The sequence below is a fragment of the Pelagibius marinus genome (genome assembly GCF_014925385.1).
GTDB lineage: Bacteria > Pseudomonadota > Alphaproteobacteria > Kiloniellales > Kiloniellaceae > Pelagibius > Pelagibius marinus.
This window is the reverse complement of record NZ_JACSDK010000009.1, coordinates 204,538-231,393: the sequence shown is the minus strand read 5'-3', so window position 1 is coordinate 231,393 and position 26,856 is coordinate 204,538. Positions and strand designations below refer to the sequence as shown.

Below are 26,856 nucleotides of genomic sequence, written 5' to 3'. Positions count from 1 at the left end.
GCTGGGGGCTTCGCTTGACCCCAATCGCCCCAATCGCAGGACTCCTGGCGTGACCGTGAAGAGAAAGACATACGAAGAGCTGCGCAGCGCGCGCTGGATGGCGCCGGACGACTTCCGCTCCTTCGGCCACCGCTCGCGCACCATGCAGATGGGCTACGCGCCGGAGGACTGGGAAGGCAAGCCGGTCATCGCGATCATCAACACCTGGTCCGATGCCCAGCCCTGCCACATGCACTTCAAGCACCGGGTCGCGGACATCAAACGCGGCGTCTTCCAGGCAGGCGGCTTTCCCATGGAGCTGCCGGCGCTGTCGCTGTCGGAGAACTTCGTCAAGCCGACGACAATGCTCTACCGCAACATGCTGGCGATGGAGACCGAGGAGCTGCTGCGCTCCCACCCTGTCGACGGCGCCATCCTCATGGGCGGCTGCGACAAGACCACGCCGGGCCTGGTGATGGGCGCGCTCTCCATGGGCATTCCCTTCGTCTACGTGACCGCCGGGCCGATGCTGCGCGGCAACTACAAGGGCCGGGTGCTGGGCTCGGGAACCGACGGCTTCAAGTACTGGGACGAACGCCGCGCCGGCAACATCTCCAAGGAGGAGTGGGCCGGCGTCGAGGGCGGCATCGCGCGCTCCTACGGCCACTGCATGACCATGGGCACGGCCTCGACCATGACCGCCATCGCCGAGGCCCTGGGCCTGACGCTGTCCGGCGCCAGCTCGATCCCCGCCGCCGACGCCAACCACCAGCGCATGTGCGCGGCCGCCGGACGGCGCGTCGTCGAGATGGCCTGGGCCGGCCTGACGCCCGACCAGGTGGTGACCGAGGCCGCGGTGAAGAACGCCGTCACCGTGGCCATGGCCATGGGCTGCTCGACCAACGCCATCATCCATCTTATCGCCATGGCGCGCCGCGCCGGGGTGGCGCTGGAGCTGGACGACCTGGACCGCATCGGCCATACCACGCCGGTCATCGCCAACGTGCGCCCGGCGGGCCAGGACTACCTGATGGAGGACTTCTTCTATGCCGGCGGCCTGCGCGGGCTGATGAAGACGCTGGGCGACCGGCTCGACACCGGCGTCCTGACGGTCAGCGGCCGCACCCTGGGCGAGGAGCTGCAAGGCGCCGAGGTCTACAACGACGACGTCATCCGCCCGCTCGACAGGCCGGTCTACCACGAAGGCTCGCTGGCGGTGCTGCGCGGCAACCTGGCCCCCGACGGCGCGGTCATCAAGCCGGCCGCCTGTGATCCCAAGTTCTACCAGCACGCCGGCCCGGCGCTGGTCGCCGACAGCTATGCCGAGCTGAAGAAGATCATCGACGACGAGGACCTGGACCTGGACCCGGACACCGTGCTGGTGCTGCGTAACGCCGGGCCGCAAGGCGGCCCCGGCATGCCGGAGTGGGGCATGATCCCCATGCCGAAATCGCTGCTGAAGAAGGGCTACCGCGACATGCTGCGGCTCTCGGACGCGCGCATGTCCGGCACCTCCTACGGGGCCTGCGTCCTGCACGTCGCGCCGGAGGCCTACGTCGGCGGCCCGCTGGCCCTGTTGCAAAACGGTGACATCGTCGAGGTCGACATCCCGCGCCGCAGCCTGAACATGCGTGTCAGCGATGAAGAGCTGGCCCGCCGCCGCGCCGCGTGGACCGCGCCGGAACCGCGCTACGGTCGCGGCTACGGCTGGATGTTCGCCAAGCACATCCAGCAGGCCAACGAGGGTTGCGACTTCGACTTCCTGCGAACCGAGTTCGGCCCGCCGGTCGGCGAGCCGGAGATCAACTGAGCCCAAGCCTACCTGAGATGGATACCCTGACGATGACCGAGTTGAAGCCGGAAACCCGCGACAAGCTGCTGCAGGTCTCCGTCGCCACCCTGGCGACGGCGCTGTTCAAGCGCGGCTTCCGCAACCAGACGATCCAGGACGTGCGCCCGCTGAAGGCGAAAGGCCGCAACATGGTCGGCCCGGCCTATACGCTGCGCTACATCCCGGCGCGCGAGGACCGCAACGCCATCGACGTGTTCCGCGATCCCGAGCATCCGCAGCGCAAGGGCGTGGAGGAGTGCCCGCCGGGCGCCGTGATGGTGATCGACAGCCGCAAGGACCCGCGCGCCGCCTCGGCCGGCGACATCCTGGTGACCCGCCTGCAGCTGCGCGGCGTCGCCGGCATCGTGAGCGACGGCGGCTTCCGCGACGCCATGAAGATCGCCGAGCTGGATATCCCGGCCTACCACAACCGGCCCTCCTCGCCGACCAACCTGACCCGTCATGAGGCCCTGGACCTCAACGTGCCCATCGGCTGCGGCGACGTGCCGGTCTTTCCGGGCGACATCGTCGTCGGCGACGACGACAGCGTCATCGTCATCCCGGCCCACCTGGCCGACGAGGTGGCGGCGGAAGCCCACGAGATGACCGCCTACGAGGATTTCGTCTCCGAGCGGGTGAAGGCCGGCGAGACCATCATCGGCCTCTACCCGGCGACCAAGCAGGAGAACCTGGAAAAGTTCGCCGCCTGGCGCAAGGAAAGAGGTCGCTGAGCCCATGGTTGTCGCTGACCCGTCGCCGGCCGTTCGATCGCCCGCCGAGAGATCGCCGGTCATCCGGCTCGATGCCGCCGACAACGTGGTGGTCGCCCGCGTGGAGATCGCCAAGGGCGAGATCATCGCCGGCGAGGGCGTGACCACGCTGCACGACGTGCCGCTGGGCCACAAGATCGCCACCCGGCCGATCGCCAAGGGCGAGGCTGTCCTGAAGTACAACACCATCATCGGCTTCGCCGGCGAGGACATTGCGCCCGGGTCCTGGATGCACAGCCACAACGTGCTGATGGACGACTTCCAGAAGGACTACCGCTTCAGCCAGGACTACCGGCCGACGGAGCTGCTGCCGCCGGAAGAGCGCGCCACCTTCCAGGGCATCCGCCGCGCCGACGGGCGCATCGGCACGCGCAACTACATCGGCGTCTTCATCACCGTGAACTGCTCGGCCACGGTGGCCCGGCGCATCGCCAACTACTTCGACGCGGAGCGCCTGGCCGATTTCCCCAACGTCGACGGCGTGGTGCCTTTCGTTCACGAGCAGGGCTGCGGCATGGAGATGACCGGCGAGCCCATGGACCTGCTGCGCCGCACGCTCTCCGGCTATATCCGTCATCCCAACCTGGCCGGCGCGGTGGTCTGCTCGCTGGGCTGCGAGCGCAACAACCTCGGCCGCTTCTTCGAGGAACAGAGTCTCGCGACCGGCAAGATGCTGAAGACCGTCACGATGCAGCAGGCCGGCGGCACGGCGGCGGCCATTGAGGAAGGCAAGGCCCTGGTCCGCGACATGCTGGCCGAAGCCAACCGGGTCGCCCGCGAGCCCTGTTCGGCCGAGCACATCAAGGTCGGCCTGCAGTGCGGCGGGTCCGACGGCTTCTCGGGCTTGTCGGCCAATCCGGCCCTGGGCAGGGCGGTCGACATCCTGGTGCGCCACGGCGGCACGGCGATCCTCTCCGAAACCTCGGAGCTCTACGGCATCGAGCACACCCTGACGGCAAGGGCGAAGACGCCGGAGGTCGGCCGCAAGTTCGTCGAGCGGATCCAGTGGTGGCTGGAGTACAACAAGGGCCGCGACACCCAGATCAACGGCCGCGTCTCGCCCGGCAACAACGCCGGCGGGCTCGCCAACATCATCGAGAAAGCGCTGGGCGGCTCCAAGAAGGGTGGCTCGACCGGCATCAACGAGGTCTACCGCTACGCCGAGCCGGTGACCGAGCACGGCCTGGTCATCATGGACACGCCGGGCTACGACCCGGTCTCGGCCACCGGCCAGATCGCCGGCGGCGCCAACCTGATCTGCTTCACCACCGGGCGCGGCTCCTGCTTCGGCTCCTTTCCGGCGCCGACCATCAAGCTGGCGACCAACACGCCGATGTACCAGCGCATGACCGGCGACATGGACGTCAACTGCGGCGCCGTGATCGACGGTGACAAGAGCCTGGACGAGATGGGCGAGGATATTTTCCGTAAGATGCTGGAGGTCGCCTCCGGCGAGAAGTCCAAGAGCGAGGCGCTGGGTGTCGGCGAGGACGAGTTCGTTCCCTGGCCCATCGGCGTGGTGGCGTGAAATGCTGATTTGGCATCGGTCGAACCGATGACTGCACTTGAATCGAGGAAACGATGAACCTTCCCGAAAATGCCTTCAAGCGCGCGATCCTCTCCGGCAGGCAGCAGGTCGGCCTGTGGTGCATGCTGCCCGGCAGCTTCGTGACGGAAGCCTTGGCAGGGGCCGGCTTCGACTGGCTGCTGCTCGACACCGAGCATTCGCCCGCCGATCCGCTGACGGTGCTGCCCCAGCTGCAGGCGGCGGCGGCCTATGACGTCTCGACGGTGGTGCGCCCGGCCTCCAACGATCCGGTGTTGATCAAGCGGATGCTGGACAGCGGCGCCCAGAGCCTGCTGGTGCCCTATGTGCAGACGGTGGCAGAGGCCGAGGCGGCGGTGGCCGCCGTGCGCTACCCGCCCGACGGCATCCGCGGCGTCGCCGGGCTGACCCGGGCCAGCCGCTTCGGCCGGGTACAGGGGTATGCGCAGAAGGCGGCGGAGGAAATCTGCCTGCTGGTCCAGGTCGAGACCGTGCAGTCCCTCGACGCCATCGAGGCCATCGCCGCGGTCGACGGCGTGGACGGCATCTTCATCGGACCGGGCGACCTCTCGGCCAGCCTGGGCCACCCCGGCGAGCTGTTCCACCCGGAGGTGGTGGCGGCGGTGGAGGGTGCCATTTCCCGGGTGGCCGCGGCCGGCAAGCCGGCGGGTGTCCTTACCTACGACATCGACTTCGCGCGGCGCTGCATGGATCTCGGCTCCCTCTTCACCGCCGTCGGCGCCGACCTTGCGATCCTGATGCGCGGCGTCGACCGGCTGGCGGGCGAGTTCAAGACGAGATAGTCTAGGATTCGTTGCCGGCGGCGGCTGCCGCGCGGCGATTCCCGATCGTTCGTTCTCTTTCGATCCCGAAGGGGCTGCGCGACTAGAATATGTCTGAGTCTCTGCGCACCACCGCGGGGGCGCCGGCGCAATCCGCCCGCGGCCGCCTGGCCGTCGCGGTTTGCCTGCTGGCGGTCATGGCGCTGGATCTGGCCGCGCGGCTGAGCGGCAGCGGGCTGATCCAGCTGGGCGCGAACGCCGCGGTCTTCGCCTGCGCCATCGCCGCGGTGCGCGATTACGGCCTGCGGGAGATATACCTGCTCTCGCTCTGCGCCGTGCTGGCGCTGATGGCCGCCTGGCTGCATCCCGAGCCTGTGGCGGTGCTGCTGTCGGGGCTCGACCAGGCGAGCTTCCTCATGGCCTTCCTGCTGCTCTTGAACCTGCTGCACGAGGCGGCCTCCACCTCTCCCTCGGTGGCGCGCTGCGGCGACTATCTGACCAAGCAGCCGCCGGGGCGGCGCTATTACGCCCTCAATGCCGGCAGCGCGGTCATGGCGGTGCTCTTCAACGTCGGCGTGGTGAGCTTCCTGGTGCCGCTGATCCAGCGCGGCATCCAAAGCGCGACGCCGGGCGACGCCCTGAATCCCATCCGCGAGCGCCGCCAGCTCAGTGCCATGCTGCGCGGCTTCGCCTGGTGCGTGATCTGGTCGCCGACGGCCATTGCCCCCCTGGCGCTGATGGAACTGATCCCCGGCACCGACCGGCAACTCTGGATTCTCATCGGCGCCTGCATCTTCCTCGGCCTGCTGGTGCTGGGCGCCCTGGAGGACCAGATCACCTTCCGCGCCTACAAACCACAGACCCGCCGCCAGGTGCCGACCCTGCCGCGCGCCGCCTTCCTGCGCTTCGGGCTCGCCTGCGCCTGGCTGTTCGGCATGAGCGCGCTGGTCATGTGGCTTTCCGGCGAGACCGTGGTCTTCGGCCTGATGGTCTCCTGCCCGGTGATGCTGGTCGGCTGGCTGCTGGTGCAGAACCTTGGCGCGCCGCACGGTGCCCTGGCCGCCACCGCCCGGCGGCTCGACGTCATCGCCTTCACCAACCTGGCCGGGGCCGCGCCGGTCGCCGTCACCCTGGCCTGCTCGGGCTTCGTCGGGCGGGTGGCGGCGGCGCTGATCCCGGCGCAGGCCTGGGCCCGGTTCCTGGGGCTCGACGCCATGCCCGACTTTGTCTTCCTGGCGTTGCTGCCCGCGGTCATCGCGCTGCTCAGCCTGCTGGCGCTCAGCCCCATCATGATGGCGGTCTTCTTCGGCAGCCTGATCGGCGGCCTGCCGGTGCTGCCGGCCGACCCGACCCTGATCGCGCTTTCGATCTCCTGCGGCTGGGCGCTGTCCATGACCTTCTCGCCCTTCGCCACGGTGGTGCTGCTGATCGACCGGGTCAGCGGCATCTCCTCGCGCGATCTCACCTGGGGCTGGAACCTGGTCTTCACCCTGCTGGCCGCCGCCGCCCTGGTCCCGGTCTTCGCCCTGCTGACCGGCGGGCGCTGAAACCGTCGCGCCGCCGCCAGGGCTTGCTCCGCTGTCGGCGGCGAACCTAAAGTGTCAATCTGGAGCCCGACATGACCATTCTGCCCTTTCAGACTCTCTACTTCGAAGACCTGAGCGTCGGGATGAGCGAGGTCTATTCGAAAACCGTGAGTTCCTCGGACGTGGTCGGTTTCGCCGAGATCACCGGCGACCGCAACCCGATCCACCTCTCCGAGCACTTCGCCGCGCGGACGCCTTTCAAGGGCCGCATCGCCCATGGCCTCTACACGGCCGGCCTGATCTCGGCGGTGATCGGCACGCGCCTGCCCGGACCCGGCGCCATCTACATCTCGCAGACCCTGCGCTTCCTTGCCCCGGTGAAGATCGGCGACACGGTGGACGCTATCGTCGAGGTCACGAAACTGAACGCCGAGCGCCAGCGCGCCGAACTGCGCTGCGAGTGCAGGGTGGGCGAGACCAGGGTCCTGGAAGGCGAGGCCGTGGTGAAGGTCCCACGGCGCGAAGAGGGATAAGGCGGGGCCCGGGCGTCGGCAACTGCCGCGCTGCGCGGGCGGAAATCTTCCTGTAGGCTGTGCGGCGCCGGCCGGGAGCCAACCCGGCGGCTGACGGAACAACCCAGGGAAGAGGACAGCCAAGGTGAAGGTACGCGCAGCGGTATTGGAGAACACGGAGGCCTCGGCGCCCTACGGCGACAGCAAGCCCCTGGTCGTCCAGGAAGTCGATCTGGAGGGGCCCGGCAAGGGCGAGGTGCTGGTGAAGATCGAGGCTGCCGGCATCTGCCACTCGGACCTCTCGGTCATCAACGGCGACCGGCCGCGCCCGACGCCCATGGTGCTGGGCCACGAGGCCGCGGGCGTGGTGGTCGAGACCGGCGCCGACGTCGACGACCTGGAGGCCGGCGACCACGTGATCTTCGTCTTCGTGCCGAGCTGCGGCCACTGCGGACCCTGCTGCGAGGGCCGCCCGGCGCTCTGCGAGCCCGGCGCGCTGCACAACACCGCCGGCGAGCTGCTGTCGGGCGAGCGCCCCTTCTCCAAGAAGGGACAGCCGATCAATCACCACGTCGGTGTTTCGGCCTTTGCCGAGTACACCACGGTCTCGCGCCGCTCGCTGGTGAAGATCGACCGCGAGATCCCGCTGGACATCGCCGCGGTCTTCGGCTGCGCGGTGCTGACCGGGGCCGGCGCGGTGATCAACACCGCCGCGGTGAAGCCGGGCCAGCGCGCCGCCGTGGTCGGTCTGGGCGGCGTCGGCCTGGCCGCGCTGCTGGCGGCCGTCGCCTCCGGCGCCGAGCAGATCGTCGCCGTTGACATGCAGCAGGACAAGCTGGACTTCGCCATGAAGCTGGGGGCCACCGACGCCTTCCGCGCCGATGATCCCGAGGTGGTGGCCAAGGTGAAGGAGGCGACCTCCGGCGGGGTCGACGTGGCCGCCGAGATGGCCGGCTCGGCCAAGGCTCTGGAACTGGCCTACGCCATCGTCCGGCGCGGCGGCACGGCGGTGACGGCGGGGCTGCCGCATCCTTCGGCGATGCTCTCCATTCCCGCGATCAGCCTGGTGGCCGAGGAGAAGACCCTGCGTGGCAGCTACATCGGCAGCTCCGTGCCCTCGCGCGACCTGCCCCGGCTGCTGGCGCTCTACGGGCGCGGCCGCCTGCCGGTCGACCGCCTGGTTACTCACCATCTGAAGCTGGACGAGATCAACGAGGGCATGGACCGCCTGGCCAGCGGCGCGGCGATCCGCCAGATCGTCGGCTTCGCCTAATTCTGATCAGCGCGGGAAACGCGCCTTTTCCTCGACGACGTTCAGGTCCATGTGGTTGCGCATGTAGCGCTCGGCGGCCGGGAGTTCCGGCTGGTGGTCCCAGGGAAGGAAGCGGCCCTGGCGCAGCGCGTCGTAGACCAGCCAGCGCCGCGCCTGGCTCTGCCGCACCTCGGCGTCGAAGCGCGCCAGGTCCCAGCGCTCGCGCACCGCAGCCATAGAGGCTTCGACCCGTCCGGCCTGGGCCGGATCCTCGGCCAGGTTGGTCAGCTCCTGCGGATCGGATTCCAGGTCGAAGAGCTGCGGCGGGTCCAGCTCGCAGTGATTGAACTTGAAGCGCGCGTCGCGGATCGAAACCAGCGGCGCGCAGGAGCCTTCGCCCGCGTATTCCATCAGCACCGGCGCGCGCCGCGGATTGCCCGCGGCCAGGGGCAGCATCGACTCGCCGTCCAGCGCGCCGGCGTCGTTTTCCAGGGCAATGCCCGCCAGCTCGGTCAGGGTGGGCAGCAGGTCGAGCGTTGAGACCGGCGTCGCGACGCGGCCCTCGCCGAGACCGGGCCCCCTCATCATCATCGGTATGCGGGCCGAGTCCTCGAAGAAGCTCATCTTGAACCATAGGCCGCGCTCGCCCAGCATGTCGCCGTGGTCGCTGCAGAAGATCACCACGGTGTCTTCCTCCAGGCGGCAGCGCCGCAGGATGGCGAGCAGGCGGCCGATCTTCTCATCCAGGTAGGAGATGTTGGCGAAGTAGGCGCGGCGCGCGCGGCGGACCTGCGCTTCGGTGATGTCGTAGCTGCGGAAGTCGACGGCCTCCATCAGGCGTTGGCTGTGCGGGTCCTGCGCCTCGTAGGGGATCGCCGCCACCTCCGGCAGCAGCGCCGGGCAGTCGTCATAGAGATCCCAGTACTCCTGGCGCGCCACGTAGGGATCGTGCGGGTGGGTGAAGCTGACGGTGAGGCACCAGGGCTGCGCCTCGGCGCCGCGCGCCAGGCGGTAGAGCTCGGCCTCGGCATGGAAGGCCACCTCGTCGTCGAACTCGAGCTGGTTGCTGATCTCGGCGACGCCGGCGCCGCTGACCACGCCGAGATTGTGGTACCACCAGTCGATGCGCTCGCCGGGCTTGCGGTAGTCGGGTGTCCAGCCGAAGTCGGCGGGATAGATGTCGGTGGTCAGCCGCTCCTCGAAGCCGTGCAGCTGGTCCGGGCCGACGAAATGCATCTTGCCGCTCAGCACCGTGCGGTAGCCGGCCCGGCGCAGGTAGTGCGCGAAGGTCGGCAGGGCGGCCGACACCTCGGCGGCGTTGTCGTAGACGCCGCTGCGCGAGGGCAGCATGCCGCTCATGAAGGAGGCGCGCGAGGGCAGGCACAGCGGGCTGGGCGTGTAGCAGTTGGAAAAGCGCAGCGCCCCTTCGGCCAGGGACGCCAGATGCGGGGTCTTCAGGAAGCCGGCAGGGCCGTCGGGGCAGAGCGTCCCCGTCATCTGGTCGACCATCAAAATCAGGAAGTTGGGCCGCCGGGTCATGAGCTGAGGTCCTTCGTCGTTGTGTGTCGCCGGTCAGCGCAGAGGCGGCCAGGGGCGGCCCCAGACGGGCGGCGGAGCCTGCCGGGAATCCGCAAGATAGTCATCATATTTATATCAGCTGCCGTCTGGCGCACTGTCCAAATCGCGCCAGTGGCCGTTTTCTGCGAGACTCTAAGGGGAGTTTTGAACTAGTGTAAAGGGGCGGCATGCTGATAGTTGATATAAAGAGCATTTATGTCACAGAATCCACTCGATATGGGCAGCCTGCGCCCCTTCGACGTCGTCGCCCGCCACGGCAACCTGTCGCGCGCCGCGGCGGCGCTGGGCACGACGCAACCGGCGCTGTCCTACCGCATCAAGCAGATGGAAGAACTGCTCGGCGTGCCGCTGTTCCGCCGCCGTCCGCGCGGCCTGGAGCTGACGCCCGAGGGTGAGGCGCTGCAGCTGGCGGTGCGCCAGGGGCTGGAGCGCATCGACGAGGCGGTGCAGTCGATCTGCCGGCGCGCGCGCACGCCGACGGTGCGCCTGGCCACCGACTTCGCCTTCGCCGCCTTCCGCCTGATGCCGCGGGTCGCCGACTTCCGCCGCGCCAATTCCGGGGTCGACATCCACATCGTCGCCGCCCAGTCGCTGGCGCCGGAGATCGCTGACGACATCGACCTCGCGGTGCTGTTCGGCGACCGCGACGACTTCGCCGAGGATTTCGGCGGCAGCCGCGATCTGCTGATCCCGGAGCGGGTGGTGCCGGTCTGTGCGCCGGGCTTCCTGAAGCGCTGCGGGCCGTTCACCCGGGTGGAGCAGCTGCTCGACGTGCCGCTGATCCACCTGGACGGCACGCCTGAGAGCGGCTGGCGCTGGTTCACTTGGGAGAGCTGGCTCCGCCAGGCCGGCGTCGCCGGCCACCCCCGGGCCAGTTCCCTGGGTTTCAACACCTATACCCTGGTCATGCAGGCGGTGCTGGCCGAGCAGGGTGTGGCGCTGGGCTGGTACGGCCTGGTGGACGACCTGCTGGCGACGGGCGCCGTGGTCCAGGCCTGCGACTGCACCTTGAGCAGCGAGCGCGGCTACTGGCTGCTGCGGCGCCGCGGCAAGCTGTCCCCCGAAGCTGAACTGGTGGTGGACTGGCTGAGCACCACGGAGGATCGCGCGGCATGAGCACGCCGGGCACCAGAGCTTCCCGCGCCGCGGCCGCCAGGCCTTGTCGGCTTTGCGCAATATCTGGCCGCTATCGGGGTTCATTCCCGGCCGCTTTGCATGCCATGATGGTTGCAAGCAAGAGAACGCGGCACAAGAAGTCCGCGGCGGACCAGGAGGCGATCCTGGGCACACAGGGTTTGGTGGAGCAACAATCGAATGTCTCCGCGGCAGCGTTTCCGCCTCCCGCGGGCCCCGCTTTCGCGCAGCCTGCACGGGCTGCGGCGCCCGGCGCCCACAGCCGCGCCGGCGCAGTTCTTCGAATTTCGACCGCCGTCACCCGAAGCACAGGGAGGGACGCGGTCTGACTCGAGCCGCCGGAGAACCATCCGGCAAACGAATAACCATTAGCAGGGAACAGAGAGGCAATAACAATGAACGACTATCTCAAATTTCTCGGCCGCGAGGCGGCGTTGGGCCGGCTCAGCCGGCGCGAGTTCATGGGCCGCGCCGCGGCCGTCGGCTTGACGGCGCCCCTGGCGGCCAGTCTGCTGTCCTCCAGCGTGAAGGCGGCGGGCCCGCAGCGCGGCGGCCACCTGAAATGCGGCCTGGAAGGCGGCGCCAGCACCGACGTGCTGGATCCGGCGAAGTTCACTTCGCAGTTCTGCTTCATGGTGGGGCGCAACTACGGCGACACGCTGATCGAAACCCACCCCACCACCGGTGAAGCGCTGCCGTCGCTGGCGGAGTCCTGGGAGGCCTCGCCCGACGCCAAGGTCTGGACCTTCAAGATCCGCAAGGGCGTGCAGTTCCACAACGGCAAGGAAATGACCATCGACGACGTGCTGGCGACCCTCAATCGCCACAGCGACGAGCAGTCGCAGTCCGGCGCGCTGGGCATCATGAAGACGGTGAGCTCGATCAAGGCCGACGGCGGCAGCCTGGTGGTCAGCCTGGAAGACGGCAACGCCGACCTGCCGCTGCTGCTCTCGGATTACCACCTAGTCATCCAGCCCGGTGGCGGCGTCGACGAGCCCAATGCCGGCATCGGCACCGGCCCCTACAAGGTGGCCAGCTTCGAGCCGGGCGTGCGCGCCACCTTCGAGCGCAACACCAACGACTGGCGTGACGACCGCGGCTTCGCGGAAAGCGTCGAGATGCTGGTGATCAACGACGCCACGGCCCGCACCGCGGCGCTTTCCTCCAACCAGGTTCACTTCATCAACCGTGTCGATCCCAAGACCGTCGACCTGCTGAAGCGGGCGCCGCATGTGAAGATCCAGAACACCTCCGGCCGCGGCCACTACGTGTTCATCATGCACTGCGACAAGGAGCCCTTCGCGAACAACGACCTGCGTCTGGCCCTGAAGTACGCCATGGACCGCGAGACCCTGGTGGAGAAGATCCTGCGTGGCTTCGGCAAGGTCGGCAACGACTTCCCGATCAACGAGACCTACGCGCTGTTCCCCGAGGACATCGAGCAGCGCGGCTACGATCCCGACAAGGCGGCCTTCCATTTCAAGAAGTCCGGCCACGACGGCTCGGTCCTGCTGCGCACCTCGGAAGTCGCCTTCCCGGGCGCGGTGGACGCCGCCGTGCTGTACCAGGAGTCGTGCAAGAAGGCCGGCATCGAGATCGAGATCAAGCGCGAGCCGGGCGACGGCTACTGGTCCAACGTGTGGAACGCGCAACCCTTCTGCACCTCTTACTGGGGCGGCCGGCCGACCCAGGACCAGATGTACACCACGGCCTACTATTCGAAGGCGGACTGGAACGACACCAAGTTCTTCCGGCCCGACTTCGACAAGCTGCTGATCGAGGCGCGCGCCGAGCTGGACCAGGCCAAGCGCAAGGACATGTACCGCGAAATGGCTATCATGGTGCGTGACGAAGGCGGCCTGATCCTGCCGATGTTCAACGACTTCATCAACGCCACGACCAACAAGGTCGATGGCTATGTTCACGACATCGGCAACGACATGTCGAACGGCTACGCCGCCACGCGCCTCTGGCTGACGTCGTAACCATGGTGCAGGAAAGCGGACCGGCCGGGACGGGCCGGGCACCGCAGGGAAGCCTGGCGGCGGGTCTTTCGGGCCCGTCGCCGGCCAACGACAGCGGGGCGCCCAGCGGGCGCGGCGGCGGCCTGGCGGCACTGCGCCGCCGCATGCCGCTGGCGACCCTGCTGGCCCAGCGGCTGGGCCTCAGCTTGCTGCTGCTCTGGGCGGTCTCGGTGGTGGTCTTCCTCGGTATCGAAGCCCTGCCCGGCGACTTCGCGCAGACCTACCTGGGGCAGTCGGCGACGCCCCAGGCGGTGGCCAACATCCGGGCCGAGCTCGGCCTCGACCAGCCGGCGCTCTCCCGCTACCTCGAGTGGCTGGGCGGGGTGGCGCAGGGCGACTTCGGAAAGTCCTGGGCCAGCGGCAACTCGGTCACCGAGCAGATCGGACTGCGCCTCGGCAATACGCTCTTCCTGGCCTTCTGGGCCGCCCTGGTCTCGGTGCCGCTGGCGGTCGGTCTCGGCATGCTGGCGGTGCATTTCCGCGACCGCTGGCCCGACCGGCTGATCAATGTGGTTTCCCTCGGCGCGATCTCCCTGCCGGAGTTCTTCGTCGGCTATATCCTGATCCTCTTCGTCGCCGTGCAGGGCGGCTGGGTCACCTTTCCCTCCACCGTCTATGCCGGCATGTCCTTCGGCCAGCGGCTGGAGGCCATCATCCTGCCCTGCGCCACCCTGGTGCTGGTGGTGCTGGCCCACATGATGCGCATGACCCGCGCGGCGATCATCAGCGTCATGTCGTCGCCCTATATCGAGACGGCCGAACTGAAGGGCCTCGATACCCTGCGCATCATCGCGCGCCACGCCGCGCCCAACGCCGTCGCGCCGATCATCACCGTTGTGGCCCTCAACCTCGCCTACCTCGTCGTCGGCGTCGTGGTGGTCGAGGTGGTCTTCGTCTATCCCGGCATGGGGCAATACATGGTGGATGCGGTGACGGTGCGCGACATGCCGGTGGTGCAGGCCTGCGGCCTGATCTTCGCCTCGGTCTACATCCTGCTCAACATGACGGCGGACATCCTCGGGATTCTCACCAATCCGCGTTTGAGGCACCCGAGATGAAGTGGCGCGCGATACCCTTGAGCGCCTGGATCGGCATCGTCGGCCTGGCCATCGCTATCTTCTGCGCCGTCTTCGCGCCTCTGATCGCTCCCTACGGCGAGCGTGAGGTGGTCGGCGACATCTGGCTGCCCATGGGCGGCGACTTCGTCCTGGGGACCGACAACCTGGGCCGCGACCTGCTTTCGCGCCTCATCTACGGCGCGCAGACGACGATCTTCGTGGCGCTGGCCGCCACGGTGCTGTCGTTCTCGCTGGGCGTCATGCTGTCCTTCACCGCCGCGGTGGTGGGTGGCTGGACCGACCAGGGCCTGTCGCGCATCAACGACCTGATGATGTCGATCCCGACGCTGATCTTCGCCCTCATCGTGCTGGCGGTGCTGCCGCAGGAACTGTGGATCCTGATCCTGGTCATGGCGGTCCTGGACTCGACCCGCGTGTTCCGCCTGGGCCGCGCGGTCGCCGTGGACGTCACGGTGATGGAGTTCGTCGAGGCGGCGCGGCTGCGCGGCGAGGGGCGCATGTGGATCATCTTCCGCGAGATCCTGCCCAACACGCTCTCGCCGCTGCTCGCCGAGTTCGGCCTGCGCTTCGCCTTCGCGGTGCTGTTCCTCTCGACGCTGTCCTTCCTCGGCCTCGGCATCCAGCCGCCGGAAGCCGACTGGGGCGGCATCGTGAAGGACAACAAGGACGGCATCATTTTCGGCATTCCGGCGGCGCTGATACCCGGCGCCGCCATCGCCGGTCTGGCGATCTGCGTCAACCTGGTGGTCGACTGGCTGCTGAAGCGCACCTCGAGCCTGAAGGGAGGGCGCGGCGATGGCTGAGCTGCTGGAAGTCAGGGATCTGAAGATCGGCGCCACGGCCTATCCGCCGGGCGAGCCGCCCCAGGACATCACCATCGTCCACGGCGTCTCCTTCACTCTGCAGAAGGGCAAGGTGCTGGGCCTCATCGGCGAGTCGGGGGCCGGCAAGTCGACCATCGGCCTGGCCGCCCTGGCCTACGGCCGCGGCGGCGTGCGTATCACCGGCGGCGAGGTGCTGCTGGACGGCGAGGACATCCTGGCGCTGGGCGGCAGCGGCATCCGCGACATCCGCGGGCGGCGCGTCTGCTATGTGGCGCAGTCGGCGGCGGCGGCCTTCAACCCGGCGCACCGTCTGGGCGACCAGGTGGTCGAGGCGGCGGTGCGCCACGGCGTGATGAGCCGCAGCGAGGCCTGGGAGCGGGCGAAGTACCTCTTCGGGGTGCTCGGCCTGCCGGACCCGGACAGCTTTGGCCGGCGCTATCCGCACCAGGTCTCCGGCGGCCAGTTGCAGCGCGCCATGACCGCCATGGCGCTCTGCCCGGGCCCGGAGCTCATCGTCTTCGACGAACCGACGACGGCCCTGGACGTGACCACGCAGATCGACGTGCTGGCCGCCATCAAGCGGGCCATCGAGGAAACCCACACCGCCGCGCTCTACATCACCCACGACCTGGCGGTGGTGGCCCAGATCTCCGACGACATCATGGTGCTGCGCCACGGCAACATGGTGGAGTACGGCTCGGTTCAGCAGATCATCGAGGAACCGAAGGAGGACTACACCCGTGACCTGGTCTCGGTCACCCAGACCCTGAAGGACGAGGCGCCGGACCAGTCCGACAGCCTGCTGCGCATCGACAGCGTGGATGCCGCCTATTCCGGCGACTTCAAGGTGCTGCACGACGTCAGCGTCCACCTGCCGCGCGGCCAGACCCTGGCGGTGGTGGGCGAGTCGGGCTCCGGCAAGTCGACGCTGGCCCGCGTCATCACCGGCCTGCTGCCGCCGTCGAGGGGCGAGGTGATCTTCAAGGGCGCCGCCCTGCCGCCGGAGTTCGCCAACCGCAACAAGGAACAGCTGCGCCAGGTGCAGATGCTCTATCAGATGGCCGACACGGCGATGAACCCGCGCCAGACGGTGCGCGACATCGTCGGCCGGCCGCTGACATTCTACTTCGGCCTGCGCGGGGCGGAGAAGACCAGGCGCGTCGCCGAGCTGCTGGAGCAGATCGAGATGGGCAAGGGTTTCATCGACCGCTACCCGGCCGAGCTCTCCGGCGGTCAGAAGCAGCGCGTCTGCATCGCCCGGGCCTTGGCGGCGGAGCCGGAGGTGATCCTCTGCGACGAGCCGACCTCGGCTCTCGACCCGCTGGTGGCCAAGGGCATCCTGAAGCTGCTCCTGCGCCTGCAGGCGGAAACCCAGCTTTCCTATCTCTTCATCACCCACGACATCGCCACGGTGCGGGCCATCGCCGATTCCATCGCGGTGATGTACCAGGGCCGCGTGGTGCGCTTCGGACCCAAGTCCAAGGTGCTCTCGCCGCCCTTCGACGACTACACCGACCTGCTGCTGAAGTCGGTGCCGGAGATGCGCCTGGGCTGGCTGGAGGAAGTGCTGACCACCCGGCGCATGGGGAGCGCAGGTCACTGATGTGAGCGAGCGAGCCTATCGGGTTCTCGAGAACGAATGGATCACCCTGGCGGACGGCACGCGCCTGGCTGCGCGCCTCTGGCTGCCCGAAGCGGCCGAGGCGGAACCGGTGCCGGCGGTCCTGGAGTTCCTGCCCTACCGCAAGCGCGACGGCACGGCGCCGCGCGATGAAAGCACCTATCCGGTCTTCGCGCTGAACGGCTATGCCGGCGTGCGCGTCGACATCCGCGGCTCCGGCGAGTCCGAGGGCGTCATCGATGGCGAGTACACCCCGCGTGAGCTCTCCGATGCCTGCGAGGTGATCGACTGGATCGCCGCGCAGCCCTGGTGCAGCGGCGCGGTCGGCATGATGGGGATCTCCTGGGGCGGCTTCAATGCGCTGCAGGTGGCGGCCCTGAAGCCGCCGGCGCTGAAAGCCGTCATCTCCATCGCTTCAACGGTCGACCGCTTTGCCGACGACATTCACTTCAAGGGCGGCGCGCAGCTCTCGGCCAACCTCTCCTGGGCGGCGACCATGCTGGCCTACCAGTCGCGTCCGCCCGATCCCGAATTGGTGGGCGAGCGCTGGCGCGAGATGTGGCTGGAGCGCCTGGAGGGCGAGCCCTTCATGCTGGAAGACTGGTTGACCCACCAGCGCCGTGATGATTTCTGGCGGCACGGCTCGATCTGCGAGGACTTCGACACCTTCGACGTGCCCGCCCTGGTGCTGGCCGGCTGGGCCGACGGCTATCGCAACACGCCCTTGAACGCCGTCGAGGGCCTGGGCAAAAAGGCCAAGGCGATCCTCGGTCCCTGGGTCCACAAGTACCCGCACTTCGCCTGGCCCAAGCCGCGCATGGATTTCCACGCCGTGGCGCTCCGCTTCTGGGACCGCTGGTTGAAGGGCATCGAGAACGGCGCCGAGGACGATCCGCAGGTCACGGCCTACATCCTCGACGCGCCGCGTCCGGCGGCCCGCCGCGAGGAGGACCCGGGCCGCTGGATCGCCGTCGACCGCTGGGAGGGCGCGCCGGCGGCGCAGCTGCATCTGACCGCCGACCGCCGCCTGGCCTCGGAAGCCGGGGAGGGGGGCAGCTTTACCATTTCCTCGCCGCCGGACTGCGGCACCCGGGGCGGCGAGTACTTCACCCTGAAGCCCGGCGGGGAACTGCCCGCCGACCAGCGCCAGGACGACGGCGGCAGCCTGGTCTTCGAGACCAAGCCTCTGGCCGAGCCGCTGGAACTTCTCGGCCGTCCCGTCCTGAAGGTGACGCTGAGCTGCGAGGCGGCCACGGCCCTGCTGGCGGCGCGGCTGGTGGACGTGCATCCCGACGGCACGGCGACGCGCATTTCCCTCGGCGTGCTGAACCTGGCCCACCGCGACGGCAGCGCCGCGCCACAAGCCATGCCCAAGGGCGCGGGCGTGGCGGTCACCCTGGTGCTCGATGCCTGCGGCTACCGCCTGCCGCCGGGCCATCGTCTGCGGCTTTCCCTCTCGAACGCCTACTGGCCGCAGGTACTGCCGCCGCCCGGCGCCGCGCCGCTGACGCTGGACCTCACCGGGGCGGTGCTGGCGCTGCCGCTGCTGAGCGGCCACAGAGACATCGAGGTGCCGGCGCCCGCCAACCCGGACCCCTTGCCGCACTATATCGAGCATGCCCCCATGGCGACGCGCCACGCGGTGGAGCGCGAGCTCACCACGGGCGAGACCCGCTACATCATCCACGAGGACACAGGCGCTTCCGAGCATCCGGAGACGGGCCTGGTGACGCGCCAGCTGCGCCACGAGACCTGGACCCTGCCGCTCGCCGACCCCGACAGCGCAAAGGGTGTTTGCCGCTGGACCACGCAGATGTGGCGCGGCGACTGGTCCGTGCGCAGCGAAAGCGTGGCGATCCTCGCCTGCACCCCCGACAGCTTCGAGATACTGGCGGACGTTGAAGCCTTCGAAGGCGATACCTCGATCCACCAGAAGTCCTGGCGAAAGAAGATCCCGCGCGACCTGATGTAGCAACTTGCCGAGCGCGAACTGTTGTCAGGTTAAAAGGCGGGGGTGCGACGGACCGGGTTGTGGTATGCCGTTTTGCCAATCCATAATTGCGATACTGACTCCAATTTCGAGAGCGTGTTTGCCAACCGCAGGCTTTCGACCTTCTGGAAAACGATCACCTATTAGGATCCCCACCATACAGTCGGTAATCTCGACGAAGAAATCTTCGTCGCCTTCGCCCTCTATCAGCCATCTGAACTCTCGCTCTTGCTCCCAGTCTTCTGACTTAACGAAGAAAAGATCTTTCCAGTAGAGCTTAACGTGTGCCTTGATGAACTCATCAAGGCCGAGGCTTTCTAGCTCATCAATCGAAATAGTAAGTGCGCCCGGTTTAAACGCGGGCATCTTGGGATTTCGGTATTTCACTGGGGCAGAATAAACCATCAAACTAGGTGCGCTAGCAGTAGATCTGATTTGGTGATCTAATTTTTTCTTATCGAAGACGAGACATGCCCCTCGGTAATTCTCGCCATATTGCGCCCACATGCGGGGGCGCGAATGGCCCCTCTCGTGTAGTGGGCTCAAGACATCTATTCCGGAATCCATCCTTTCCTTGGTAGCAAGAGATCTCTCCACATCTGAAACAAAGCAGCCAATTCGCCATTGGTTCTTCAGTCGCTTGTTCAGCGTGCTTCCGACAGCGTCGAAATCGTAGCTCGAAGCAACTCGTCTGAGATAGTGATAGTTGAAGCGCCAGTCTTTTGATTCTCGCGGGTCATTTACATAACGAAAGCGAGAAAATCGAAGCTTACGAGTCGGAAGGATGTGGTCGGTCAATGTGGCGGCGGACGTGTAGTGATACACGTAGCGGTCTAGGTCTTGCAGCATATACCAAACATCGCTCACCTTTTTGTTGCCTCCCCATTGTCCAGCAGCTCTCCGATCCCCCGGCACAGCGCGTCGAAGCCGGCCTTGGCGCTGGGGCTGCGGTGGCGCGCGCGCAGCCAGGCATGGACCATCTGCGGCTCTTCGCGGTAGGTGACATCGATACCGGCGGCGGCGAGGCGGGCGGCGCTGTTGCGGCCGTCGTCGCGCAGCGGATCGAAGAAGGCCGAGGTGATGTAGGCGGGCGGCAGGTCCGTCCAGTCGGCCGCGGCCAGGGGGTGGCCGTAGGGATCGCCCTCCGGCGCGCCCAGGATATCGCGGTAGTAGCGCACTTCTTCAGTGGTGAGACAGGGCGCCTCGGCCATCTCGAGGTAGGAGCCGGCCGAGAGGTCGCCGCCGGTCACCGGGTAGATGAGGGCCTGGCCCGCGAGGCGCGGCAGCGGCGTCCCTTCGCGCCAGCCCGCGGCCTGCAGCAGCTCCAGGGCGGCGGGCACCTTGCGGGCCGCGTCGCGCAGGGTCATGGCAAGCCCGGCGGCAAGGCTGCCGCCGGCGCTGTCGCCGGCCACCACAACCGGGCGCGAACCCTGGACCAGCACGGCGGCAAGGCAGTCGGTGAGGGCCAGCGGGAAGCGGTGCTCCGGCGCCAGGCGGTAGCCGGTCGCCACCACCTCGGCGCCCGTCGCCTCGGCGATCTCGGCGCAGATGGCGTGGTGGCTGTCCAGCCCGCCGACCACGAAGCCGCCGCCGTGGAAGTAGACCACCAGGGCTTCATGCTTAACCGTTGCCGAGCGGTAGCGGCGCAGCGGCACCGGGCCGTCCGGGTGCGGCGCGCTCTCGTCGCTGACGCTCAGGCCGGAAGGCAGCGGCGCGTCGAAGTTCTGGCAGAGGGCGTCGTAGCGCGCGCGCTGTACCTCGATGCCGCCGCCGATGGAGCCGGGGGGATAGAAGCGCGCGACCTCCTCGATGAAGGCCAGGATCTCGGGTTCGCTTGGAGAGGGCTTGCTCATGGAAAGTAGCCTAGCGCCCCTTCCAGACCGGATCGCGCTTCTCGGCGAAGGCGCGGAAACCCTCCATCTGGTCCTCGCTGTCGTAGAGGACGTCCACCGTGGGGAACTGGCGCTTGGTGATGCGGTTCATGGCGTCCTGGAAGGTCAGGGCCTCGGACTCGCGCGCCACTTCCTTGATGGCGGCGAAGACCAGCGGCGGGCCACTGGCCAGCAGGCGGGCAAGTTCCCAGGCGCGCTCCATGAGCTTGTCCTTGGGCAGAATCTCGTTCACCAGGCCCCAGCGCTGCGCCTCGGCGGCATCCATCCAGCGCCCGGTCAGCAGCAGGTCCATGGCGATGTGGTAGGGCATGCGCTTGGGCAGCTTCACCGTGGCGGCGTCCGCCAGGGTGCCGGCGCGGATCTCCGGCAGGGCGAAGGTGGTCTCCTCGGTCGCGAGGATCAGGTCGGCGGAGAGCGCCAGCTCGAAGCCGCCGCCCACGGCCATGCCGTCCACCGCGGCGATCACCGGCTTGTTGAGGCCGCGCAGCTCCTGCAGGCCGCCGAAGCCGCCGACGCCGTAGTCGCCGTCCACCGCGTCGCCGCCGGCCGCCGCCTTCAGGTCCCAGCCGGCGGAAAAGAACTTGTCGCCGGCGGTGGTGAGGATCGCCACGCGCAGCTCGGGATCGTCGCGGAAGGCCTTGAAGGTCTCGCCCATCAGGCGGCTGGTCGCCAGGTCGATGGCGTTGGCCTTGGGCCGGTCGAGCGTCACTTCCAGCACGCCGCCCTCGCGGCGGGTTCGCAGGACGTCGCTTTGGGGCTCAGACATCGGCGCTTTCCTTCCAGACGATGAGGGCATCCGCGGCGGCGGCACCGCGGCCTTCGGTGGAGACGATCAGGGGATTGATTTCCAGTTCCACGATAGAGCCCGCCTCGGCGAGCGCAAGGCGCTGCACCGCCTCGATGGCCTCGACCGCGGCGGCGAGGTCGGCGGGCGGTCCGCCGCGGTAGCCGGTCAGCAGCGGCGCCGACTTCAGGCCCAGGAGCGCCGCCTCGATCTCGGCGCGGGAGGCGGGCAGCAGCAGGGTCGCGGTGTCGCGCAGGATTTCCGCCAGCACGCCGCCGCTGCCCAGGGTCATCACCAGCCCGAAGGGCGGCTCGGCGAGCACGCCGACGATGAGTTCGGCCAGGGGTGCCTCGATCATGCGCTCCACGTAGAGGTCTTTGCCGAGCTTGGCGAGGTCGCCCGCCGCCGCGCGGACCGCCTGGGCGTCACCGAGGTTCAGGCGCAGGGCGCCGGCTTCGGTCTTATGGGCGAGGCCCAGGGCTTTTAGCACCACCGGGAAACCCAGCTCTTCCGCAACAGTGACCGCTTCTTCCGCGCCGGCCACGCGGCGGCCCGGCGGCACCGCCACGCCGTGACGCGCCAGCAGCGCCTTGGCCGCGGCCTCGTCCAGGGTCTTCGTCTCGCCCGGCGCGCCTTGCGCGGTCATCACCGGCGCCGGCAGCGGGGTCCGCCAGGCCGCACCGATGTCGGCGGCGGCCTCGGCGGCGGCGAGCGCCTCGTCGATGCCGGCCAGGGGCACGATGCCGCGCGCCAGCATGGCCTCGGCCTGGGCCTCGGAGATGTTCTCCGGCAGGCTGGCGACGACGGCGCCCCGGGCGTTCTGGCTTTTCAATGCCGCGGCGAAGGCTTCCAGCGTCGGCTGCCAGGCGGCGTCGGCGCAGCGGTCGCCGCGGGGAAAGTCGAGCACCAGCAGGTTGAGGTCGAAGCCGGCGGCGGCCATGGCCGAGAAGGTGACGGTCATGGCCGCGACGTCGGCCCAGATGAAGGTGTGGTAGTCGAGCGGGTTGGCCACCGTGACCAGCGGCCCGAGGCTCGCCTTCACCGCCCTGGCCTGGTCGGGCGTGAGCGCGCGGTAGGTGACGCGGCGGCCGGTGGCGGCGTCGGCCATGATCGAGGCCTCGCCGCCCGAGCAGCTGAGGGAGGAGAGCGCATAGCCGGGCAGTGGCCCGGTGACGTGCAGCAGCTTCAGGCATTCCAGGAAGGCCGGAATGCTATCCAGCCGGGCGATGCCCAGGCGCTTCAGGAAAGCGGCGGCGGCCGCGTCGGAGCCGGCCAGGGAGGCGGTGTGCGACAGGGCCGCCGCGCGCGCCGCCGCCGAGCGGCCGAGCTTCATGGCGACCACCGGCTTCTTCAGTTCCCGCGCCCTGGCGGCGACGCTCTCCAGTCCGCTAAGGGAATCGAAGCCCTCGATGTGCAGGCCCAGCGCCGTGACCCGCGGGTCCTCCAGCAGGGCGAGCGCCAGGTCGGAGAGCCCCGTCTGCGCCTGGTTGCCCGCCGTCAGCACATAGGCCAGCGGCAGGCCGCGGCGCTGCATGGTCATGTTGAGCAGGATGTTGGAGGACTGCGTGACGATGGCGATGCCGCGTTCTCCCTCCTGCAGGCGACGGCCACCGTGCTGGTCCGGCCACAGGAGCGCGCCGTCGCCGTAGTTGATGAGGCCGTAGCAGTTGGGCCCGAGGATCGGCATGGCGCCCGCCGCCTCGACCAGGGCCTCCTGCAGGCCGTTGCTGCCGGCATCCTGCCCCTCGGACTCGCGAAAGCCGGAGGCATAGCAGACGGCCCCGCCGGCTCCGGCGGCGGCCAGATCGCGCACCACCTCGATGGTGGCGTGTCGGTTCACCGCCACGAAGGCCGCGTCGGGCGCGCCGGGCAGCTCCGCGACACTCCCGTAGGCGCGGCGTCCCGCCACCTCGTCCTTCGTCGGATGGACCGGCCAGATGTCCCCGGCGTAGCCCAGGCGGTCGCACTGGCGCACCACTTCCGCCGCCGGGCCGCCGCCGATGACGGCGATGGTCCTGGGACGCAGCAGGCGTTCAAGAGAGCGCGGCGGCTTCAGCATTCCCGCTCCTAGCATCCGAGCGGGCGCAGCAGCTCGCGGGAGATGATGTGGCGCTGGATCTCCGAGGTGCCGTCCCAGATACGCTCCACCCTTGCGTCGCGCCAGAAGCGTTCCAGCGGCAGGTCGTCCATCAGCCCCATGCCGCCGTGGATCTGGATCGCCTCGTCGGTGACCCGCGCCAGCATCTCGGTTGCAAAAAGTTTTGCCGAGGCGATCTCGCGGTTGGCCGGGAGCTCCTGGTCCAGGCGCCAGGCGGCCGACAGCGTCAGCCAGTCGGCGGCGTCGATCTCCGTCACCATGTCGGCCAGCTTGAAGGAGACGCCCTGGAAGCGGCCGATCTTCTGGCCGAACTGCTTGCGCTCGGCGGCATAGTTCACGGCGTAGTCGAAGGCTCGGCGGGCGCGGCCGACGCTCATGGCGGCGACGGTGAGGCGCGTTCCGTAGAGCCAGTCGTTGGCCAGCTCGAAGCCGCGATGGACCTCGCCCAGGATCTGCGCCTTGGGCAGACGGCAGTCGTCGAAGCTGAGGATGCAGTTGTGGTAGCCGCGGTGGGAGACGGAGTTGTAGCCCTTGCGGATCTCGAAGCCGGGCGTGCCGCGGTCGACCAGGAAGCAGGTGATCTTCTTCTTCACGCCCGCCGCGGTCTCCTCCTCGCCCGTGGCGATGAAGACGATGACGAAGTCGGCGATGTCGGCGTGGCTGATGAAGTGCTTGGTGCCGTTGACGATCCAGTCGTCGCCGTCAGGCTTGGCCGCGCACTTCATGCCGCGCACGTCGGAGCCGGCGTCGGGCTCGGACATGGCCAGGGCGTCGTACTTCTCGCCGCGCGCCGCCGGCAGCAGGTAGCGCTCGCGCTGCTCGCCCGCGCAGGCCATGAGGATGCCGGAGGGCCGGCCGAAGAAGACGCTGAGCGCCATGGAGGCACGGCCGAGTTCCCGCTCCAGAAGCGTGAAGTCCAGGTGACCCAGGCCGCCGCCGCCGACCTCCTCGGGCAGGTTGGCGGCGAAGAAACCGATGTCCCGGCACTTGCGGGCGATCTCCTCGCCCAGCTCGCGGGGCACCTCGCCCTCGCGCTCGACCCGGGCCTCGTGCGGATAGAGCTCCTTCTCGACGAAGCCGCGCACGGTATCGACGATCATCTGCTGCTCGTTGCTGAGACCGAAGTTCATGACGCGGCTCCTTCCTTCACGCCCTGGGCCTGGCGCGGCTGGCCGACGGCGCGCCCGGCGCCCTCGGGCCAGTCGAGCCCGGCGTGGGCGGCGGCCAGCTCCGCCGCCTTGGCGGCGATGGCCGGGGCCGGCTCGGTGGCGCTGCGGGTCTTGAGGCTGACGTGCAGCAGCAGGTGCTCGCCGGTCGCCAGCAGGCGGCCCTCCTTTTCGCCGGGGCCGCCGTGATGGAGCCGGTGGAAGAGACGCAGCTTCTTGCCCTTGGCTTCCAGCACCTGTGTGGTGGCGGTCACCGGCTCCAGCGCCGCCACCTCGTCCAGGTGGCGGATGTGGGTTTCGACGGTGAAGTAGGAGCCGCCGTTCGCCACGTAGTCGGCGTCGACGCCGATGAGGCGCAGCAGGGCGTCGCTGGCGTCGGCGAAGCACTGCAGGTAGCGGCTCTCGGTCATGTGGTTGTTGTAGTCGGTCCAGTCGGCCGGCACCCGGATGTCCAGGGTCTGGATGGGCTGGGCGATGTCGACGTCTCCCGCGCGGGCGCCGGCGGCATCGACCAGGGAACGCTCGTAGGCGGCGAGCGTCCGCCCCGCGCCCCAGTCCTTCACCTTCAGGGCCTGCAGGATGGCGATCAGGTTGTCGTCGCGGATGCGCTCCAGCTCGCGGATGGAATACTGGCCGGACTGGGCGTCGGACTGATCGGCCACCAGGTCGACCAGCTCCTCGGTGAAGTCGGGCACGTCGGTCAGCTTGGTCCAGGGCCATTTCAGGCAGGGCCCGAACTGGGCCATGAAGTGTCGCATGCCGGCTTCGCCGCCGGCGATGCGGTAGGTTTCGAAGATGCCCATCTGCGCCCAGCGCAGGCCGAAGCCGTAGCGGATGGCGTCGTCGATCTCCTCGGTGGTGGCGATGCCATCGGTGACGAGCCAGAGGCATTCGCGCCACACGGCTTCCAGCAGGCGGTCGGCGACGAAGGCCTCGATCTCCTTCCTGACGTGCAGCGGGTGCATGCCCAGGCTGGCGTAGATCTTCTTGGCGCGCTCGATAGCCTGGGGCGCGGTCTTTTCGCCGCCGACCAGCTCTACCAGCGGCAGCAGGTAGACCGGGTTGAAGGGGTGGGCGACCAGCAGGCGCTCGGGCAGCATCATCTCGGCCTGCAACTGGCTCGGCAGGATGCCGGAGGTGGAGGAAGCGATGAGCGCGGTGGGTGTCGCCGCGCATTCGACCTCGGCATAGACCTTGCGCTTGATGTCCAGGCGCTCGGGCACGGACTCGATAATCAGGTCCGACCCGGTAACGGCCTCGCCGATGCTGGGGTGGAAGCTGAGCGCCCCTTTCTTGGGGCGCGGCGCCAGGGTCAGCTTGGCGCAGGCGCGTTCGGCATTGTCGAGCACCGCCTGCACGCGCTCCTCCGCGCCGGGCGCCGGGTCGTGGACCGCGACGTCGATGCCGTTCTCCAGCAGGCGGGCGACCCAGCCGGCCCCGATGACGCCGCCGCCGATGGCGGCCGCTTTTCTGATCGGCTTCATTCGGCGGCCCTCATGGTGGTGAACTCGATGGTTTCCATCGGCGCCTCCCCGGTTCTCAAATGGTGTTGGCCTATTTCGGGGCCCGCTTCTGAAGGCCCAGCTTGGCGCGGACTTCCTCGGGGCCCAGGACCCGGGCGCCCAGGTTCTCGATGATGGTGACGGCCCGCTCGACAAGCTGCGCGTTGGTGGCCAGCACGCCCTTCTCCAGCCAGAGATTGTCCTCCAGTCCGACGCGCACGTTGCCCCCGCCCAGCACCGCGGCGGCGACATAGGGCATCTGGTAGCGGCCGAGGGAGAAGGCCGACCAGGTCCAGTTCGGCGGGATGTTGTTGACCATCGCCAGGAGGGTGTTCAGGTCGTTGGGCGCGCCCCAGGGCACGCCCATGCAGAGCTGCACCAGCGGGTCGTCCTTGAGCACCCCTTCCTTGACCAGTTCCTTGGCGAACCAGAGGTGGCCGGTGTCGAAGGCCTCGATCTCCGGCTTGACGCCCAGTTCCGTCATCATCGCGCCCATGGCCCGCAGCATGCCGGGCGTGTTGGTCATCACGTAGTCGGCCTCGGCGAAGTTCATGGTGCCGCAGTCGAGGGTGGTGATCTCCGGCAGGCACTGACGCACGTGTTCCATGCGTTCGCCGGCCCCCGCCATGTCCGTTCCCGCAGGGTTCAGCGGCAGCGGCGCTTCGGCGGAGCCGAAGACCAGATCGCCGCCCATGCCCGCCGTCAGGTTCAGCACCACGTCGACCTCGGCGTCGCGGATGCGCTCCGTCACCTCGCGATACAGATGGACGTCCCGCCGCGGTGCTCCCGTTTCAGGGTCGCGGACGTGGCAGTGGACGATCGCGGCCCCCGCCTTGGCCGCGTCGATGGCGCTCTCGGCGATCTGCTGCGGCGAGCGCGGGACGTGCGGGCTGCGGTCCTGGGTCCCGCCCGACCCGGTGACGGCGCAGGTGATGAAGACGTCGCGGCTGGGCTGCAGCGTCATCG

Annotated in this window: 21 protein-coding genes; 13 read left to right on the top strand and 8 right to left on the bottom strand. The window is 68.6% G+C overall.

Annotated features, from left to right (window positions below; translation table 11 throughout):
• The first annotated feature begins 55 nt into the window (after positions 1–55).
• From araD to H7X47_RS11000, 7 genes are all read left to right on the top strand, one after another.
• Positions 56–1,789 (top strand): L-arabinonate dehydratase, encoded by a 1,734-nt coding sequence (gene araD, locus H7X47_RS11030; RefSeq protein ID WP_193368723.1) that lies wholly within the window; start codon positions 56–58, stop codon positions 1,787–1,789.
• Positions 1,790–1,821: 32 nt separating this feature from the next.
• A complete protein-coding gene (locus H7X47_RS11025) occupies positions 1,822–2,541 on the top strand; it encodes a ribonuclease activity regulator RraA (protein WP_322096469.1) in 720 nt (239 codons plus the stop codon).
• A gap of 4 nt (positions 2,542–2,545) precedes the next feature.
• On the top strand, positions 2,546–4,108 hold the full coding sequence (locus H7X47_RS11020) for a UxaA family hydrolase (protein WP_193368722.1): 1,563 nt from the start codon (positions 2,546–2,548) through the stop codon (positions 4,106–4,108).
• Positions 4,109–4,161: 53 nt separating this feature from the next.
• Positions 4,162–4,929 (top strand): aldolase/citrate lyase family protein, encoded by a 768-nt coding sequence (locus H7X47_RS11015; protein ID WP_193368721.1) that lies wholly within the window; start codon positions 4,162–4,164, stop codon positions 4,927–4,929.
• A gap of 89 nt (positions 4,930–5,018) precedes the next feature.
• Positions 5,019–6,455, top strand: a complete 1,437-nt coding sequence (locus tag H7X47_RS11010) for a hypothetical protein (RefSeq protein ID WP_193368720.1) — start codon at positions 5,019–5,021, stop codon at positions 6,453–6,455.
• A 71-nt stretch (positions 6,456–6,526) separates the two neighbouring features.
• Complete coding sequence (locus tag H7X47_RS11005) at positions 6,527–6,967, top strand: MaoC family dehydratase (protein ID WP_227010377.1); 441 nt, start codon at positions 6,527–6,529, stop codon at positions 6,965–6,967.
• Between the two features lie 124 nt (positions 6,968–7,091).
• Entirely contained in the window at positions 7,092–8,219 is a 1,128-nt protein-coding gene (locus tag H7X47_RS11000; RefSeq protein WP_193368719.1) for a zinc-dependent alcohol dehydrogenase family protein, read from the top strand.
• Between the two features lie 6 nt (positions 8,220–8,225).
• Here H7X47_RS11000 and betC read toward each other — a convergent pair whose 3' ends face one another.
• Positions 8,226–9,737 carry a choline-sulfatase gene (betC, locus tag H7X47_RS10995; protein WP_193368718.1) on the bottom strand — a complete coding sequence of 504 codons (1,512 nt, stop codon included), beginning with the start codon at positions 9,735–9,737 and terminating at the stop codon, positions 8,226–8,228.
• 234 nt (positions 9,738–9,971) lie between these two features.
• Here betC and H7X47_RS10990 point away from each other — a divergent pair, with 234 nt between their 5' ends.
• The 6 genes from H7X47_RS10990 to H7X47_RS10965 all read left to right on the top strand — a co-directional run bounded on the left by H7X47_RS10990 (position 9,972) and on the right by H7X47_RS10965 (position 18,430).
• Complete coding sequence (locus H7X47_RS10990; RefSeq protein WP_193368717.1) at positions 9,972–10,892, top strand: LysR substrate-binding domain-containing protein; 921 nt, start codon at positions 9,972–9,974, stop codon at positions 10,890–10,892.
• Between the two features lie 413 nt (positions 10,893–11,305).
• Entirely contained in the window at positions 11,306–12,895 is a 1,590-nt protein-coding gene (locus H7X47_RS10985; protein ID WP_193368716.1) for an ABC transporter substrate-binding protein, read from the top strand.
• Between the two features lie 2 nt (positions 12,896–12,897).
• On the top strand, positions 12,898–13,992 hold the full coding sequence (locus H7X47_RS10980; protein ID WP_193368715.1) for an ABC transporter permease: 1,095 nt from the start codon (positions 12,898–12,900) through the stop codon (positions 13,990–13,992).
• Positions 13,989–14,816, top strand: coding sequence for an ABC transporter permease (locus H7X47_RS10975; protein WP_193368714.1), 828 nt, complete (start codon positions 13,989–13,991; stop codon positions 14,814–14,816). Before H7X47_RS10980 ends, H7X47_RS10975 begins: the two co-directional genes overlap by 4 nt.
• A complete protein-coding gene (locus H7X47_RS10970) occupies positions 14,809–16,440 on the top strand; it encodes an ABC transporter ATP-binding protein (RefSeq protein ID WP_193368713.1) in 1,632 nt (543 codons plus the stop codon). Before H7X47_RS10975 ends, H7X47_RS10970 begins: the two co-directional genes overlap by 8 nt.
• Before the next feature lies 1 nt (position 16,441).
• Positions 16,442–18,430, top strand: coding sequence for a CocE/NonD family hydrolase (locus H7X47_RS10965; protein ID WP_193368712.1), 1,989 nt, complete (start codon positions 16,442–16,444; stop codon positions 18,428–18,430).
• 24 nt (positions 18,431–18,454) lie between these two features.
• Here the strand turns inward: H7X47_RS10965 and H7X47_RS26310 are convergent, their stop codons facing one another.
• The 7 genes from H7X47_RS26310 to bcoG form a co-directional block, all read right to left on the bottom strand.
• Positions 18,455–19,315, bottom strand: a complete 861-nt coding sequence (locus tag H7X47_RS26310) for a DUF2971 domain-containing protein (protein ID WP_193368711.1) — start codon at positions 19,313–19,315, stop codon at positions 18,455–18,457.
• Positions 19,312–20,301, bottom strand: coding sequence for an alpha/beta hydrolase (locus H7X47_RS10955; protein ID WP_193368710.1), 990 nt, complete (start codon positions 20,299–20,301; stop codon positions 19,312–19,314). The genes H7X47_RS26310 and H7X47_RS10955 overlap by 4 nt, the downstream gene beginning before the upstream one ends.
• Positions 20,302–20,311: 10 nt before the next feature.
• Entirely contained in the window at positions 20,312–21,106 is a 795-nt protein-coding gene (locus H7X47_RS10950) for a carnitinyl-CoA dehydratase (protein WP_193368709.1), read from the bottom strand.
• Positions 21,099–23,183, bottom strand: a complete 2,085-nt coding sequence (locus tag H7X47_RS10945; protein ID WP_193368708.1) for an acetate--CoA ligase family protein — start codon at positions 23,181–23,183, stop codon at positions 21,099–21,101. Before H7X47_RS10945 ends, H7X47_RS10950 begins: the two co-directional genes overlap by 8 nt.
• A gap of 8 nt (positions 23,184–23,191) precedes the next feature.
• Positions 23,192–24,352, bottom strand: a complete 1,161-nt coding sequence (locus tag H7X47_RS10940) for an acyl-CoA dehydrogenase family protein (RefSeq protein ID WP_193368707.1) — start codon at positions 24,350–24,352, stop codon at positions 23,192–23,194.
• On the bottom strand, positions 24,349–25,872 hold the full coding sequence (locus H7X47_RS10935; protein ID WP_193368706.1) for a carnitine 3-dehydrogenase: 1,524 nt from the start codon (positions 25,870–25,872) through the stop codon (positions 24,349–24,351). Before H7X47_RS10935 ends, H7X47_RS10940 begins: the two co-directional genes overlap by 4 nt.
• Positions 25,873–25,942: 70 nt before the next feature.
• Entirely contained in the window at positions 25,943–26,854 is a 912-nt protein-coding gene (bcoG, locus tag H7X47_RS10930; protein ID WP_193368705.1) for a 3-dehydrocarnitine:acetyl-CoA trimethylamine transferase BcoG, read from the bottom strand.
• Between the last annotated feature and the right edge of the window lie 2 nt (positions 26,855–26,856).